Here is a 16,033-nt window from a genome sequence, read left to right as displayed (position 1 = left end):
ACAATGAAGCAAAATATAATATTAATACTCTTTTTGGCTTTGGGGCTGAATGGTTACGCCATACATCCCGACTGGCTGAAGGAGGATTACAAAAAGAATAATAAGAAGGCAGAGATAGAGTTTACCTACAGAGCCGATTGTGCCCCATCTAAATCAGAAATCGATATGTCGATCAACAACGTTAGAGCGCGTTTGTTGGGTGGTGGTGACGTATGGTGGGATTTGACCGATGGCAAATATATCGTGCCCAAAGTGGAGCCAGGATCTGGCCTTCCTGAAGTGTCGGCCATCTATGCTGGTGCAGTATGGTTGGGTGGATACGATCCAGTAGGGAATTTGAAATTGGCTGCTCAGCAATTTAGAACGGCCAATGCCAATGATTTTTGGCCCGGTCCATTGAATCCAACCGATGGCACAGTAGATCGCGATGTATGTGCCAATTGGGATAAGCATTTTGTAGTCAATGGTGATAACATTCGACAGTTTATTGGGGACTTTGAAATTGCTCAATTGAATGGAACTACTCTTACGGCAGACGATATCCCTGAAGATGTATTGGGCTGGCCGGCTCGGGGCAATCCTCATTTTAAGCGAATTCACGGATTTGATTTGCCCAATACTTCTCAAGGTTTGGCGGGTTATTTTGATTTCAATAACGATTTTGCATACGATCCCTTAGATGGTGACTATCCAATAATTGAAATCAGAGGTTGTCCAACCCCTCAGTTTCCAGATGAAATGATATTTTGGATATATAACGATGCTGGTGCGATTCACTCTCAAACCCAGGGTAATCCTATTCAAATGGAAGTTCAGGTACAGGCCTTTGCTTATGCGACCAATGATGAGATCAACAATATGACTTTTCAACGGTATAAATTGATTAATCGAGCCACTCAGAGCATTGATAGTACGTTTTTTGCCATGTGGGTAGATCCCGATCTTGGATGTCCACAAGATGACTATATAGGTTGTGATACAGCTCGAAGCTTGGCCTTTGTTTACAATGAAGATCAAGTGGATGGTATTACAGGTTGTGAATGTAACGGAGTCAATTCTTATTGTAATGATATCCCTATGTTGGGAGTGGATTATTTTAGAGGACCACTGGATGAAAATAATGTGGAAATAGGGATGTCCTCATTCACTTATTACAACAATGGCGGAGTAGGTGAATGGCCAGATGCGCAGACGGATCCAGAAATCGCTCAAGAATACTATCGCTATATGAGCGGTTCATGGAAGGATGGTTCTCCTTTTACCCAAGGAGGTGATGCTTATGAAATCGGTGGTACACCGATAGATTACGCCTTTACCGGTCGCCCTAATAATTCTACTGAATGGTCTATGTGTAGTGCCAATCTAAATTTTGGTGATCGACGTACCATTCAAGCTTCTGGTCCTTTTCGATTGGATCCAGGGGCCGTTAATGAATTGATCGTTGGAGTGGTTTGGGTTCCAGATATTACGGATTATCCATGTCCCAGCATCGAGCCTTTATTGGCGGCTGATGAAACTGCACAAGCATTATTCGACAACTGTTTTGATATCACCGATGGTCCCGATGCACCAGACGTCGATGTAGTGGAATTGGATGAGGAATTGATATTGATTTTGTCCAACGATATTACGTCTAATAATTATAAAGAAGAATACCTAGAGATCGACCTTAAAGCTCCCATTTCTTTACCAGAGATGGAGAAGAGCTACGTGTTTGAAGGTTATCAAGTATATCAATTGGCCAATGCAGATGTGTCTGCTTCAGAAATTGATAATCCAGAAAAAGCTCGATTGATATTTCAAACCGACTTGGCCAACAATGTCGATCAGCTCGTCAATTGGGCACCGAGTCCTCACCCGACTAGTCCGGGAGAAATATTATATGAACCAACCATCGAAGTGTTAGGCCAAAATAATGGATTGCGGCATACCTTTCGGGTAACCGAAGATCAATTTTCTAGCGGAGATCGCAGTTTGATCAACCACAAGAAATATTACTTTATGGCCCTAGCTTATGGGTATAACAATTATGAGGACTTTGATTTCAAAACCGGAGTGGGGCAAAGAAATCCCTATTTGGCAGGACGACGGAATGTTAAAGTATATACCGCGTTGCCAAGGCCATTGACCTATACCAAGACCAATGCTGAATATGGTTCGGGAATTCAGATTACCAAAGTTGACGGTCAAGGGACAGGGGAAAACTATTTAAATATAAGTCAAGAGACCCGTGATGCCATCATGGACGGCAGTTATGATGGAAAGTTGAAATACGAACGAGGTGGAGCACCGATTGAAGTAAATATATACAATCCTTTGGAAGTACAAAATGGTCAATATTTATTGCGCTTTGTCGATAGTAATATGGAAGACGATGTTTTGGATACGGATGCAAGATGGGAGTTGATCAATCTCGATAACCCCGAAGATGTGTTGGTATCTGATCGAAGTATTGAAGCACTCAATGAGCAAGCGGTGTCAAAATACGGTTTTTCAATTACCGTAGGGCAAGTAGAACAAGTAGGTAAGACTGAGGATGAAGATGGTGGCGTCATTGGAGGAAGTATTATTTTTAGCGACAACAACAATCCATGGTTGGGTTGGGTAGAAGACGACGTTCAACCTTTCTACAATTACTTAAAAACAGATTTGGGAGAAATAGACAATAAATTAGACCCCAACAAGGCATTCGGAACGAGTTTTAACGGTCTATTTCCATTTTACTTGGCCGATTATCGCTCTTCTGAAGAATTCTATCTCAGTCCAGGATGGTTTAATTTTACGGGTTCTAGTATTATGCATGAACGAAGTAGCTTGGAAACCCTGAATAATGTAGATATTGTATTTACTTCCGATAAATCCAAGTGGTCGCGATGTGCAGTATTGGAAACTGCTCTGCCTAATTATTATCAGAGTGACCTCGGAGGGGTTTATAAAACCATTGGCAATTCATTGAATTTGGAAATGCGAGGATCACCTTCCGTAGGGAAGGAAGATAACAATGGCGATGGACTGCCGGATCCCGATGGCGATGGCATTGGTATGGGATGGTTCCCCGGTTATGCCATTGATGTAGAAACCGGCCAAAGGTTGAATATATTATTTGGTGAAAACTCGGTATACAGTGAGGTCAACGATGCTACATTGAGTTCAGCAGGTGAAATTGGCGGGGACATGATGTGGAATCCAGATGGTGAATTGATTTATCCAAATGGTCAACCCGATGCTAGTGTCTACAAAAGCTTTGGTCAACATTATATCTATGTGACCAATTCTGCCTATGATGAATGTGCGGAAATTAGGACAAGACTTCTACCCGGAACTAGTTTTCTTTCGAAAATTCGGGCTATTGAACAGTTTATGTGGACGGGGATCCCATTGACCAACGGAACGATGACTTCCTATGCAGAGGGATTAATTCCCAATGAGACTACGATTCAATTGAGAGTGAATCGGCCTTATGCGGTGTATAAGGATACTGAAATCAATCGTGGCCATCCAGCCTATGAATTTGATTTAAGTAATGTGGCAGCCAATGATTTGGTGGAAGAAGGCGTTGATTCTACCCTAAGGGATATCAATGTAGTACCCAATCCCTATTTTGCTTATTCCAGTTATGAGTCCACTCAATTTAGCAATGTGGTAAAGATTACCAATTTACCTCCAAGGTGTATTGTGACTATCTACAGTTTGGATGGAAAACTGATTCGTCAATACAAACGAGATGAACAACCCTTGTCCAACAGCGGTCGCATTAATCCGGGGACATCGTATAAGCAGGTATCACCGGCTTTGGAATGGGATCTCAACAACAGTAAGGGAATACCCATAGCCAGTGGATTGTACATTATCCATGTCAATGCCTATGAGTTGGGAGAGAGAACATTGAAATGGTTTGGGGTTAATCGAAAATTTGACCCAAGCGGGTTATAAAAACAGTATCCAATGAAACTAAGGAGTATTCTATATATTATTTTTTCGGTGATGGTATTGAACCATGGATATGCGGGTAATCCCGATCGACAGGGTGAGGCAGGTGCTGCTGAGTTGTTGTTGATTCCATGGGCCAAGAGCGCAGGTATGAACAATATTGCCACGGCCATGATCAAGGGCTTAGAGTCTATGAATCTCAATGTGGCAGGTCTGTCTGGTGTAAATCAAACCGATATCCTGATGGGCCATACCAAGTATCTTGTAGGCACGGATATCAATATCAATGCATTGGGAGTGGCTCAGCGAATGGGCAAGAGCGTATTGGCCATTAGTTTGACGGCCATGGATTTTGGTGCCATTGAAGTGACGACTACCGATCAACCCGACGGAATTGGGGCGACCTATTCTCCGAATTTTTTTAACCTCGGAATCGGTTATTCTTATACGTACGAAAATAAAATATCGGTGGGTGTGGCTTTGAGAGTGATCTCTGAGAGTACGGCCGATCTCAGTGCCTTAGGTGTGGCCATCGATGCTGGAGTGCAATATGTCAATGGACCACAGGACAATTTTAAGTTCGGTGTCAGTATTCGCAACGTAGGCACGCCAATGAAATTTGGCGGGGAAGGTTTGACCACACGAGCGGAAAATCCCGATGGACAAGTGTCTTATGAATTGACTTACGATCAGCGAGCTGCTAGTTTTGAATTGCCCTCTCAACTAAATATTGGCATGTCATATGATCTGTATTGGTTAACGGTCAATCGATTTAGTTTTGTTGGGAATTTCACCTCCAATTCATTTTCAAAGGATGAAGTGGGATTAGGGCTAGAATATGGGTATAAAGACCTTTTATTTCTCCGGACGGCCTATAAGGTCGAAGTTGGAAATACTGCGACGGGAGCTTCGGCTGGATCGGTGTATACTGGTTTGAGTGCTGGAATGGGTGTAGATATTCCTTTTGGGAAAAATCAAGGCAAAAAACTGGGTATTGACTATGCCTATCGAACCACTAGTCCATGGAATGGTACACATAATCTATCTTTACGACTTAACATATAATAAATTTCGTATTTTTACATTTAATAGATTAGATTAATTCAAAATACATTTTACCTCGACTCTTTTGCAGATGAATAGTCCGCAAAAAGGGGAGAGGTTTCACTATATAAAATAATTAGATATGTCTGGAACAACCTATTTAACGCAGGAAGGTTATGATAAGCTTCGCGCAGAATTAGATGACAAAAAAACCAGGGGCCGACAAGAAGCGGCGGCTGCCATAGCAGAAGCCAGAGACAAGGGTGATCTTTCTGAAAATGCTGAATACGATGCGGCCAAAGACGCTCAAGGTCTATTGGAGATGAAGATCAACGAATTGGAAAAGCAATTGGCTCATGCCAGAATTGTCGATTCTTCGCAGATTAATACCGATAAGTGCAATATTTTAACGACGGTGAAACTGAAGAATCTTAAGGTAAATAAGACTATTGAGTACACTTTAGTTGGAGAATCTGAAGCTGACCTTAAGGCTAAGAAAATTTCTGTGACATCGCCGATTGGAAAAGGATTGTTGGGCAAGAGAGTGGGTGAAATTGCAGCAATTCAAACTCCTGGTGGCATTATTCAATTTGAGATCATGGATATTAGAATCAAATAATATGAGCTCTATTTTTACTAAAATAGTTCAAGGGGACATACCGGCTTACAAGGTTGCTGAAGATGACCGATTTTTGGCTTTTTTGGATATCAATCCCTTGGTAAAAGGCCATACTTTGGTTATTCCAAAGCAGGAGACGGATTATTTATTTGATCTCGACGACAATTTGTTGGGGGATTTAATGGTGTTTGCCAAAAAGGTAGGAAAGGCCATTGAGTCTGTTATTCCTTGTGAGCGTATTGGTATGACCGTCATTGGTCTCGAAGTGCCTCATGCTCACATCCACCTCATACCTATCTATTCTATATACGACATGGATTTTAAAAAAGACAAGCTCAAATTGACCTCGTCAGAGTTTCAGGCTGTTGCCGATGAGATTCAGTCCGCTTTTCAGTAATAAAGGCAGAAGAAATTAAAAAGATGGAAGTTGAAAATATTCTGGACCATACGGTATCCTATGTCAAGTCTGAGTTGGCTGAGGCTGAAAGTGGACATGATTTCTGGCATGTGGAACGGGTGTGGAAGTTGTCGTCTTATATTGCGGACCGAGAACAGTACCAGAATATAGCTGTGGATTTAGGGGCATTATTGCACGATATTGCCGACGCCAAGTTTCACAATGGCAATGAAGATATAGCGATTGAGAAGACGTCTACTTTTTTGTCCTCTATTGATGTTGCCCCTTCTGTTCGGGAAGAGGTGTTGTATATTATTAAAAATATTTCTTATCGATCGAGTTTGGAGCGAGACATTGACAAGTCTATGGCTTTGCAAATTGTCCAAGATGCCGATAGATTAGATGCTATAGGGGCCATAGGTATAGCGAGGGCATTTAATTATGGGGGGTATAGGAATAGACCTTTGTACGATCCGAGGATTCCCATTGTTCGTCACCAAAGCAAGGAGGAATATCGCGGTTCTACAGCGCCGACCATCCATCATTTCTACGATAAGTTATTGCGGCTCAAAGATCAGATGAATACCGAAACGGGGCGTTTATTGGCTGAAGAGAGACATGTGTTTTTGGAGCAATATCTAGATCAGTTTTTTAGAGAGTGGAATGTTGAAGGCCTTTGACATGGTTTTAGATGGGGCAGTTAATTGGTTGAGGAATGGTTTGGGGGATAAAGAATTTTTAGTGGGAATGGATGGTGGAGCGGTTAAGTGAATTTTTACTGTAAAAGATAATATAGATAATTTCGTTTTAATACAGACTTTATATTATATTTGCATTCCAATTTTTATCTATGGTCGCGTGGCCGAGTGGCTAGGCAGAGGTCTGCAAAACCTTGTACGGCGGTTCGAATCCGCCCGCGACCTCCATTTTTAAAGGTATTTCGTTGTTAATCAATGAAATACCTTTTTTTGTTTGCGTTGAGTGTTGTTTTGAGTGTTGTTTTTCCCCATATATTAACCTCTTTTGCAATATTTCTATCTTTGAAATTTTATAGACTCATACCTGAAAACTATATTTGAGAGTAATAGACTTCATGTGATTGAATTGTTTTTTGATGATCAAATGAGGCATTGAATATTTCAAAGGCTACAAATTTTCAATAATGGGATTATTTCAAGTATCAGTTCTTAATAAGTTTTTGCGTGGACTCGAACATCAGACAATAGAAAATGCATGGGTAAAATTCAGAAATCATTTCTTTATTTTAAAGTATCCTTCCAAAGTAGTTACAACTTGTAATTGCTGAATAATTGAAGTTTTAATTACTTCGGGTTGTTGACTTGATTACTACGAGTAATCAGGAAATTTGAATAAAAAAAGATGTAAGTATGAATTATTATTTGTTTTTAGACGAAAGTGGGGATCATGGCCTTCGGAATATTGACCCAAAATTTCCTGTTTTTGTTCTTTGTGGGGTATTGATTTCGGATGAAGATTATAATGAAATTAACCAACATTTTAAGAATTTAAAGTATCGTTTTTGGGGAAATGAAGATATTGTTTTACATTCAAGGGATATAAGAAGGTGTGAAAATCACTTTGAAATATTGTTCGACAAAAACATGAAATTTGACTTTTACCAGCATTTAAATTCTATAATTACTCATTTTAATTATACAATTTTTTCTTCTGTAATCCAAAAGGAAAGATATGTACACAAATACGGGCAACAATATTTTGATGTATATGATATATCATTATCTTTTATTTATGAACGAGTGATTTATTATCTAGATCAAAGAGGAGGTTGTGAAGAGGTGCATGTATGCATTGAAAAAAGAGGGAAAAAGGAAAATGATAAATTATTGAGTCATATGTCCAATCTATATTACAATGGAACTCAATATGTTACATTTGATAGATTTCAATCAAAGTTGTTTAAACCATACTTTCAATCTAAAAAGGATAATATTAATGGTTTGCAATTGTCTGATCTATTAGCTTATCCTATTGCAAAACATGTTATAAATCCAACTAATACAAATAGTTCATTTGATCTTTTTAAAAATAAATTCTATAGTAGGAATGGTTCAAATTATGGGCTTAAGATTTTTCCTTAAAAACAAAAAGGTTGAGTATATACTCAACCTTTTTGCCGACCGAGGACACCCCAATCCGTTTTATTGTAAATTTATTTTTGCAGTTCTGCTACAACCAATATAAGATAAATAACGATATTTTTCGATTATTTGTATATATATTATAGAAATAAATTCTCAAGGCCGTAAATACGGCTTCGATATTCAATTTATGTTTATGCAGGTGGGCAATGGTTAACGGGCGCAAATTTGCGTTGGTCCTAATAAAATGGGTTACTAATTCCTAACCATAGAAACCTCTACTAGTCTAGTTTCGGTATTTCCCGTTTCGATCTTACAATAACCCAAGGTAAGAATTCCCACTTTAAAAATGTTGGCGGTCCTATCACGCTGTGGAAATATGCGTACCGGCATCCTCTTATTAGATAGAATAGCTACTACTATGCCGTTTCGTGCCGTTTCCATTCGTGCAATATCCCTTGTTGAATTGATTAAGATAACATTCCACTATGCGTTTATACTAGTGGTTGACTTTATCTATACCGTTGGTAATACTCGCATTTTAATTAAATCGCCCCATATCTGAACCGTGTCGGCTGTTTACTTCCTGAACCATCCTAATTATATACATTTTCAATTAAATTCGCTCAAATCCTCTTATTTTAAGACTGAATGTATTATGTTTTTGTATGCAGAAATGTTTAAGGGTAATCTTGTTATCCGAAAAATTTATTATTTAAAATATGTGGTTGCCTATGGGTAACACTATCCGAAAGGTGTGTAGAATCTGTTCCTTGAACATTTTTGCAGCCCTAACGGCAACCTCTTTTACAAACGTTTCCGATATGCAAAAAGAAAATAAGTTTGTGCAGGACTCTGTAAGTCCTAGTACACCTAATCAAGTGAGTAGTTCAGATTCCATAACCGACAAAGACAATGGAGCTGCGATGTTGGAAGACTTAGAGAATGTAATTAATTCTTTATTCCAAATGTACCACCCATCCGATATAGTTCAAGGAAATAACGAGGTATTGGATATTTATTTGAATAGTCCGGAGACTAGAGATCAGCCGCTAAATGATCATTTAATTAGTAGAATTGGAGTTCTGAATTATCAATCTGAGTTTATCGTCAAGTTGGCGAAGGTTTGGAGAAAGTATATTGATGGCTGTGAGCGATTGAACGCCCCACATCTTTAATTTCTCGTTTTGATCTCGTTTTACATTAGATTATTTTTCTATACTCTGGATTTGAAACAACTTCTTGAATAGGGAATAGAAGATTAGATTCTCTTAATCTCTGAATCTTTTTTCTTTTCCTTGTTCTGGGGTTATGAAATTCATTTCTTGCATTGTGGGCAATCCGATAATCTATTGTATCATTTGATAGGTTTTTAACTCCATTAGGCAGGTATTTTTTAACCAGTCTTTTGTGTTCATTTGGATTGCTGATCCGGAGACCATTTACTGTCTTCTCAGAAATGAACTTTGAACCCCTTTTTTGATGGGTTATATCTAGTGTACTAGAAAGGCATATGTCCCGATCTACTACTATACTATGTTTATATCGGGACATTTCAACCCTTAACCCCTTGTATTTGAAAGGTCTGCAGCTACTTCTATTATTAGGCTCTTTTTGAAGTTGTACAGGCTCTAAAACAGATGACATTTTAATACATTTTTTATGCGATATTGGAGGGGTGAAATTACTATGATTGCAAACCTTGTTTTCAGTACTGGAATCTATATCTAAAATTCGAGTAGATCGGGACATTTTAGAGTCAGAATCCTTGTTTAATTGATCAACTGATGGCAATTCTTTAGTAAGTTCTTTTATCTTCTGTATCGCCTTGCTAGTTAATTCCTTTCTTATTTTTAGTAGTCCGTATTTCTCGAACAACTTGTGTGCCTTGTTCCATGTTCGACCGTAAGTCTTCCTCTCTCCATCTCTCAATTTTGACCAAAACTTACTATTAGTATATTGTAATAGTAGTTTTGCATCCTTTTCGTCCGTAATATTATCAGGATTGAATGTGTCCACTATCAGGCAGTCATTAAGTTGCTCTAATAGATGTTTGGTTATTTTGTCAACATTATGCCTAACAAATAAATCATGTACGTAATTGATGGTATTGATTCTACTAGTCCTATCCTCATGAACTTCAAATCTGAATATAAAACCAGATATCCCGCTCTCCTTTCCTTTATCGTACATCTTTATTCTGTATGTACTTTTCCACATGGCTCGCAATTGCCCTAGTACTCCATTTTCAAAATTTTCTAATGTATCCTTTTTTAAAGATTGCCTATTGCAAACAATGTTATCCTTAATTATTTCCGTTGGCGATATACTTACTCTTAGATTTACCGCAGTCTCTCGGTTCTCGGGTGTCATATCTTTTAGTCCAACGCCAAAATTACTACTTAGATGTATAAATGCGTGGTAGGCTTGCATCATATTGAAGTCATTATAATTTTGGTAACCTCTCCCATTTATGTAGTTCCAATATTTATGGATAGATCCTTTTAATACGATATCTCCATTTCGTTCAGAATACGTTATATCGAAATTAAAGTACTTGAACTTAAGTTTTCCATTGATATCACTTTCCTTTGATTCAATATTTCGAACATCTCTTAATTGATCTAAGGACAAACATTTGATTTTTAATTTTACAAAGTCGTACATGTTTGTATATTTACATTAGAGTTAACATTTGTAATAGCCCCGCTATCCTATGAACTGCGGGGTTATCTTTTCATTAAGGCATTATAAATAGCCACCTCTCTTTTTTCTACACTACGTGGACAATATCCATGCAACACTACTAATCGCACGTTAGACGTTTCTTTATACGATCTTAAACCAATAGTAGACTTATTCCCTGTTTTGTCTTTCCAGTCACCCATATACAATCTATAATAAAGCCTACTTCTTAATAGACCTGTAAATATTTGATTGCCATTAAACGAATTACTCTCTAGGAATTTCCAAACTCCATTATGCCGGTAATCCACTCTGTTCGGTTCTGACAGTTCAAATGAGTTTAGGCCGTTAAGAATAGTATTACCGGCATACACTAGGCTTGTAGGATATTCATGTAATCCTCTATCTAATTGATCAATAGTATTTCTAATAGTGTACCTTGATGGGAATGCATTTGAAGGCTCTAACACTAATTTAATTGTAGGTATTTTTTTCATTTTTAAATATGATTTGCACACTCATTAAATTAATTATGAGCTATTTTAATAAATAAATGATTTGTTGAATTAGCTAACGCTATTCAAATAAGATTTTGGATTCTCTCACGTGCAATAAAAAAGGTTGAGTCAGATAGGTTGTGATTAATATACTCGACTCATTAGTATATTTAATTCCGTATGTCGGCCATCAAGTGGGTGTATGGTCGTGTTATTTAGAAAGGCAGCGTAAGGCATCTTCTATGTCTCCTTCTGAATAAAGGACACGCCCCCCTACTTTTTTCATTTTAATTAAACCATTCTTTGTGTAGTTGTGAAGTGTTGGAAGTGAAACATGTAAACGATTGGCCGTTTCCTTTCTTGAAAAGTACTTTTGTTCTTTGGCACGTTTGTCTAATAATTCCGTAATACCTTGATTGATTTCTTGTCTTACAATTTCCCTTACTGTTTCCGATGTAAGTAATTCTACATTCATAATTAAATTGATTTGAGTTAACAATAATACAAATGTATATAATGTAATTTTAATAAGAATAAATATTTTAAAAATTACATTAAAAATTAAACAATTAAGTATAATTAATTAATAATTGCTTGCATAAAATGGTGTTTATAATAGTTAATTGTTTTGCCACACATTGCCACACATTGCCACACGTTGCCATGAGTTGTTTTTTTGGTGAATTTGAAAATATTTCAGATCACTAAAAATATTTTTTATTCGACAAGTAAATACACGATGTTTTTTTGTTGTATAAGAGCTAGAAACCATTAATATGAATTTTTATCTGATATTGTTAGATAGGTGCAGATCTGCACTTCGAGACTGATAAAGGCATATAGAGAACCCTTGGGGCACAAAACACCCTGAGTTAGATTTATAAACTTAAGACGATATCTGAAAAGGCTGAATTTGTTTTTATATTTACTATATAGCCTTCAAATTATTACCCATAAAAAATTTATTACTTGATAATTTATTAGAGGTTTGTTGTTTGTCAGTCTTAATATATTTCATGAAGTTTTTCTCCGTTGTGTGGCCTGTAATCTTCATTATGTCTATTGGATTAATGCCGGCTAAGTACATAAGGGTAGCCGCTGTTCTCCTTCCTGTATGTGTTGTAATTAACTCGTGTTTTTGTTTGTTTCCATAGACTACCTTGCCCCCAATGGTTTCTTTTGTATTGATGTTGCCATGTATTCCGGCTCTTTTGGCTATTATTTTTATTTCAGAATTCAAGTCTTGTTCAAATACTTTTGGGATATGGTATTCGTATTTAGATAGTATGTGTTCAAGTTCCGGCCTAATTGGAATGATTACTTTTTCGCTCGTCTTCTTTGTAAACATATGTATCTCATTTCTATTTGTATCTTCATTGTGGGCTACGTGTTCAGGTGTTATCTTACTAGCGTCTGAAAATCTTAACGCTGTATAGCACTCAACTAAAAAAACATCTCTTAGGCGCTCTAGTCGTTTTTCATTTGATAAGTCTAATTCATAGAGTAGTTGTACTTCTTTTTCGGATAATGCGATTGAGTCAGTCTCTGCCTTAAGTACTTTAAACCTTTCGTCCTTAAAAATTTCATTATTATGGATGCCGTCTCTATATGCGTTTTTTATGATTGATTTTAATTGTTTGATGATTCGCCCAGTATAATTTGTTTTGTAATTTTTTCGGTTGCAATAGCTTATTAAATTATTATGCAAGTTAAGGTCAATGTCTTTAAAACGATATCGTTCCCTTTTTGATTTTTCAAAGGTCTTCCAAAAACTAAGAAATTGCCTGTAGTTTTTAATTGTTCCGAATGAATAAATATTCTCATTCTGTGGATTTCTTCTATCTCCGGACTCCATTCTTTCTATGAATTCCTTTGTATAATCTTTTATAAAAATTAACTTCTCGTCTGTATTTTCTATGGGGTTGGCTAATTGAGATAACTCCGGCTTAGTTATGTCGTTTAACTCGGTTTTTAACAAGTTGAAATCAAAGTGTTCATTATTCACCTCAGTTTTGGTAATATAATTTTTGATTGCCACAGTACAGATATCTAACTTATTGGTAATGTCCATTAGTTCTAATTCTTTCTGTCTTTCGTTTGGATTGGATTTTTTCTTTTTAATTTTTGGTCGCTGTGTTTTAAAATTCCAGTCGCTGGGTAGGATGGACAATCCAGTACCCCATGTATAGCGATTTCTGTTTTTATAAAATTGGAGTTTTATACCTGTCTTCTTACTTACTTCTTCCCTGATTAGTAACGCTGTTATTTTCATAATATATAGTTTACTTGCATTCCCAATATATCAATTTATTTATTGAGTGTTGTTTTGAGTGTTGTTTTTTATTCATCTAGTTGTATTTATTTTAATTTTTGAATATTTCCTACGACCCTTTACTAGCCTATTAAACCTAGATATATACTAGAACACACTATAATTGAAAGTTAAATTAAATTAATTAAAACATAAATCAATGAGGTACGCCCGCGACCTCCATATGTAAAGGTATTTTGCTGTGATTCAGTGAGATACCTTTTTTTGTTTGCGTTGAGTGCTGGTTTGTGTGCTGGATTATTATTTTTATAGGGTTGTTTTTTCCAACATTTGTTAATGTTTACCCGTCTTTAAAGCGAATAAATATTTTTAAAGTAACCATATCTCAGAGAATTATGCCTAAATTCTACAATCAATTCCTACCTAATTGCCTATTTTTAATTTCAGTTCTTTTATTTTTTTCTTGTGAAAAAGTAGAACAAGTAAGTCTTGCTGGTTTTGAGTATCCCGAAGGGTTTACTGTTGTAAATCGGTCTAAAGATAATGATTGTTCTCTGTCTAAGTGTTCAAGTAAAAGAGTGAAAAGGCTTAAGGCTAATAAGGTTGTTGGTTGGATTGGGAGTGACTCTACAATATCGGTAACTATGACCTTCGATTCGAATATGGTGCTCGATCTCTGTCAAAAAATTCCTACCTCTTTTTTAGATAGCTTTAATTGGGTATCGAAAGCTGTAATTATATCAGGAGATATTTATGATGCCTGTGGTATTGCTAGTTACGATTGGCCAATAGAAGAGAATTATATATTACACTTAAAGGACATTGAACCTTATTAATAATAATCAGATTTGATTGATTCAAAATTTCTACAATGTTATTTTCATTGCAGAATCTCGTCTACATCGTTTTTTCTAAGACTGCTAATATTCTCGGCCGGGAAGCTTCGGTTCCTTCAAGACAATTATATTATTACTGTGACAAGTACTTAAACCTGTCAATTTAAATGCTGTCTCGTCGCAGTGCAGTGGCTAAAAACCTATCGAATTACTTTGCAGTCACGCCGGAGTGAACGAGCAAAGTGCAAAGCACCAGAGCCCGTAAATCGGGCTCTGGCGAGAGAAGTCGCAGCCACTGCGCTGCGACGAGATTCCATGAAATTCGCTATCGATATACGTTGCAGTCACGCCGGAGCCAGTGGCTATAAACCTATCGTATTACGTTGCAGTCATGCCGGAGCACAGTGGCCAACCCACCCGAAACACGGAGGTTTCGGTTCCTTCACCCAATCGACATTTTGTCGATTGGATACTTCGTATTTCGTTCAGTCATCCTCATCCGATGGACATTTAGTCCATCGGGTTGCTCTATTGAGCAACTTCATTCGGTCATCTTCACCAAAGGTCGATTTACGACCTTTGGTTGCCCTAAAGGGCAACTACGTTCAGTCAGGGATGATATGTCATAGCCGTGAGTTGAAAACCCACGGTAGAGATGTGACCTGAAATTGATTTGGCGATATTTTTGCGATAATATATTTTTATTTTAAAACAAATTTAGATTTAATCGTATATATTTTCATATTAAGATAAATTGGGCAAAAATCATGACAAATCCGATTAAGGCGTTTTAATTATTGCCCTGCATAATTCATTCTACCGCTATTATTCTATTCATTAACACTGTTAAGATTAATATTTTTACCATATCATTATTTATAATATACGCATTATCTATATTATTTGCCTAAATCCTTTAGGACTTATTTTTGGAAGATCTATTCTCTATAGGGTTGCACCCTATGCTATTGGACTATGCTACTTCAGGGCTTTTTTTCTTTTTTGGACGATTCTGCCCTTAAGTAAATAATAATTTAGTTGATACTAAAGTCTATAAATCTATATTGGAATTGATTACACTAACAGTTTTATTTCCCTAAACTGGCTTTGGCATTCTGAATAATTTTTTCACGTGCAGAATCTAAAGGAAGTGTAAATGGATAAAATGAATCAATACGCCAGTTTCCATTATTATGTTTCTCCCATTCAAAAATTTTAAAATCCTTCAAAGTATTATTAACTTTATTATGGAGAGTGTCAATATATTCAAGTTCGACTAGGAAATATGAAATATTTATATGGTTTATTTCATCTAATGAAAATATTTTTATTGGTCCACTTGAGATATAATTTAAATATGACCGATTATCTACAATGGTTCTTTTTGATTAGTGTTTATGTTGGTAGAAATTTTTTCTTTCATATTTCAATCTTTTTGTTAAAGGTTAATAGTAAAATACGTTAGAATATAGTTAAGTGTTTTTTGTGTGTAGAAGTTTGCAATCTATAGTTGTTTTACTATAAGATTGCATTATTAATCACCTTGATTATCAGGTTGATAAGGCTGATCTTTCTAAGGAGATAACCCTTAATAATGCATTTGGATTTACGAAGCTATATGGATGTATGACAG

The 16,033-nt window shown here is 36.6% G+C and carries 14 protein-coding genes and 1 tRNA gene; 10 read left to right on the top strand and 5 right to left on the bottom strand.

All coding sequences use genetic code 11. From position 1 onward, the window contains the following. Positions 1 to 3: 3 nt before the first annotated feature. From LVD51_RS14585 to LVD51_RS14550, 8 genes are all read left to right on the top strand, one after another. Entirely contained in the window at positions 4 to 3,933 is a 3,930-nt protein-coding gene (locus LVD51_RS14585) for a hypothetical protein (protein ID WP_236972133.1), read from the top strand. A 12-nt stretch (positions 3,934 to 3,945) separates the two neighbouring features. Continuing rightward, entirely contained in the window at positions 3,946 to 4,995 is a 1,050-nt protein-coding gene (locus LVD51_RS14580) for a PorV/PorQ family protein (protein WP_236972132.1), read from the top strand. Between the two features lie 121 nt (positions 4,996 to 5,116). Then, positions 5,117 to 5,593: a transcription elongation factor GreA gene (gene greA, locus LVD51_RS14575; RefSeq protein ID WP_236972131.1), complete on the top strand. Its 477-nt coding sequence runs from the start codon at positions 5,117 to 5,119 to the stop codon at positions 5,591 to 5,593. Between the two features lies 1 nt (position 5,594). Beyond that, entirely contained in the window at positions 5,595 to 5,990 is a 396-nt protein-coding gene (locus LVD51_RS14570) for an HIT family protein (protein WP_236972130.1), read from the top strand. Between the two features lie 23 nt (positions 5,991 to 6,013). Continuing rightward, positions 6,014 to 6,670 (top strand): HD domain-containing protein, encoded by a 657-nt coding sequence (locus tag LVD51_RS14565; RefSeq protein WP_236972129.1) that lies wholly within the window; start codon positions 6,014 to 6,016, stop codon positions 6,668 to 6,670. Between the two features lie 172 nt (positions 6,671 to 6,842). Further along, a tRNA-Cys gene (locus LVD51_RS14560) sits at positions 6,843 to 6,916 on the top strand. A 462-nt stretch (positions 6,917 to 7,378) separates the two neighbouring features. Beyond that, complete coding sequence (locus LVD51_RS14555) at positions 7,379 to 8,110, top strand: DUF3800 domain-containing protein (protein WP_236972128.1); 732 nt, start codon at positions 7,379 to 7,381, stop codon at positions 8,108 to 8,110. 824 nt (positions 8,111 to 8,934) lie between these two features. Beyond that, positions 8,935 to 9,288: a hypothetical protein gene (locus LVD51_RS14550; RefSeq protein ID WP_236972127.1), complete on the top strand. Its 354-nt coding sequence runs from the start codon at positions 8,935 to 8,937 to the stop codon at positions 9,286 to 9,288. Between the two features lie 25 nt (positions 9,289 to 9,313). Here LVD51_RS14550 and LVD51_RS14545 read toward each other — a convergent pair whose 3' ends face one another. From LVD51_RS14545 to LVD51_RS14530, 4 genes are all read right to left on the bottom strand, one after another. Beyond that, on the bottom strand, positions 9,314 to 10,744 hold the full coding sequence (locus LVD51_RS14545) for a hypothetical protein (RefSeq protein ID WP_236972126.1): 1,431 nt from the start codon (positions 10,742 to 10,744) through the stop codon (positions 9,314 to 9,316). Positions 10,745 to 10,839: 95 nt separating this feature from the next. Continuing rightward, entirely contained in the window at positions 10,840 to 11,292 is a 453-nt protein-coding gene (locus tag LVD51_RS14540; protein ID WP_236972125.1) for a hypothetical protein, read from the bottom strand. A gap of 211 nt (positions 11,293 to 11,503) precedes the next feature. Next, on the bottom strand, positions 11,504 to 11,767 hold the full coding sequence (locus LVD51_RS14535) for a helix-turn-helix domain-containing protein (protein WP_236972124.1): 264 nt from the start codon (positions 11,765 to 11,767) through the stop codon (positions 11,504 to 11,506). Between the two features lie 453 nt (positions 11,768 to 12,220). Further along, positions 12,221 to 13,564 (bottom strand): site-specific integrase, encoded by a 1,344-nt coding sequence (locus tag LVD51_RS14530; RefSeq protein WP_236972123.1) that lies wholly within the window; start codon positions 13,562 to 13,564, stop codon positions 12,221 to 12,223. Positions 13,565 to 13,959: 395 nt separating this feature from the next. Here LVD51_RS14530 and LVD51_RS14525 point away from each other — a divergent pair, with 395 nt between their 5' ends. Both LVD51_RS14525 and LVD51_RS14520 read left to right on the top strand, forming a co-directional pair. Continuing rightward, positions 13,960 to 14,400, top strand: coding sequence for a hypothetical protein (locus LVD51_RS14525; protein WP_236972122.1), 441 nt, complete (start codon positions 13,960 to 13,962; stop codon positions 14,398 to 14,400). A gap of 183 nt (positions 14,401 to 14,583) precedes the next feature. Further along, positions 14,584 to 15,066, top strand: a complete 483-nt coding sequence (locus tag LVD51_RS14520; protein ID WP_236972121.1) for a hypothetical protein — start codon at positions 14,584 to 14,586, stop codon at positions 15,064 to 15,066. Positions 15,067 to 15,488: 422 nt separating this feature from the next. On the opposite strand, the gene LVD51_RS14515 is transcribed toward LVD51_RS14520, so the two are convergent. After that, positions 15,489 to 15,629: a hypothetical protein gene (locus tag LVD51_RS14515; protein ID WP_236972120.1), complete on the bottom strand. Its 141-nt coding sequence runs from the start codon at positions 15,627 to 15,629 to the stop codon at positions 15,489 to 15,491. Between the last annotated feature and the right edge of the window lie 404 nt (positions 15,630 to 16,033).

The sequence above is a fragment of the Membranihabitans marinus genome (genome assembly GCF_021729155.1).
GTDB lineage: Bacteria > Bacteroidota > Bacteroidia > Chitinophagales > Saprospiraceae > Membranihabitans > Membranihabitans marinus.
This window is presented reverse-complemented; position numbering and strand designations above follow the sequence as displayed.

Coding starts and splice junctions, on each gene's coding strand:
- LVD51_RS14585 (WP_236972133.1), top strand. CDS start 4: ATGAAGCAAAATATAATATTAATACTCTTTTTGGCTTTGGGGCTGAAT.
- LVD51_RS14580 (WP_236972132.1), top strand. CDS start 3,946: ATGAAACTAAGGAGTATTCTATATATTATTTTTTCGGTGATGGTATTG.
- greA (WP_236972131.1), top strand. CDS start 5,117: ATGTCTGGAACAACCTATTTAACGCAGGAAGGTTATGATAAGCTTCGC.
- LVD51_RS14570 (WP_236972130.1), top strand. CDS start 5,595: ATGAGCTCTATTTTTACTAAAATAGTTCAAGGGGACATACCGGCTTAC.
- LVD51_RS14565 (WP_236972129.1), top strand. CDS start 6,014: ATGGAAGTTGAAAATATTCTGGACCATACGGTATCCTATGTCAAGTCT.
- LVD51_RS14555 (WP_236972128.1), top strand. CDS start 7,379: ATGAATTATTATTTGTTTTTAGACGAAAGTGGGGATCATGGCCTTCGG.
- LVD51_RS14550 (WP_236972127.1), top strand. CDS start 8,935: ATGCAAAAAGAAAATAAGTTTGTGCAGGACTCTGTAAGTCCTAGTACA.
- LVD51_RS14540 (WP_236972125.1), bottom strand. CDS start 11,292: ATGAAAAAAATACCTACAATTAAATTAGTGTTAGAGCCTTCAAATGCA.
- LVD51_RS14535 (WP_236972124.1), bottom strand. CDS start 11,767: ATGAATGTAGAATTACTTACATCGGAAACAGTAAGGGAAATTGTAAGA.
- LVD51_RS14530 (WP_236972123.1), bottom strand. CDS start 13,564: ATGAAAATAACAGCGTTACTAATCAGGGAAGAAGTAAGTAAGAAGACA.
- LVD51_RS14525 (WP_236972122.1), top strand. CDS start 13,960: ATGCCTAAATTCTACAATCAATTCCTACCTAATTGCCTATTTTTAATT.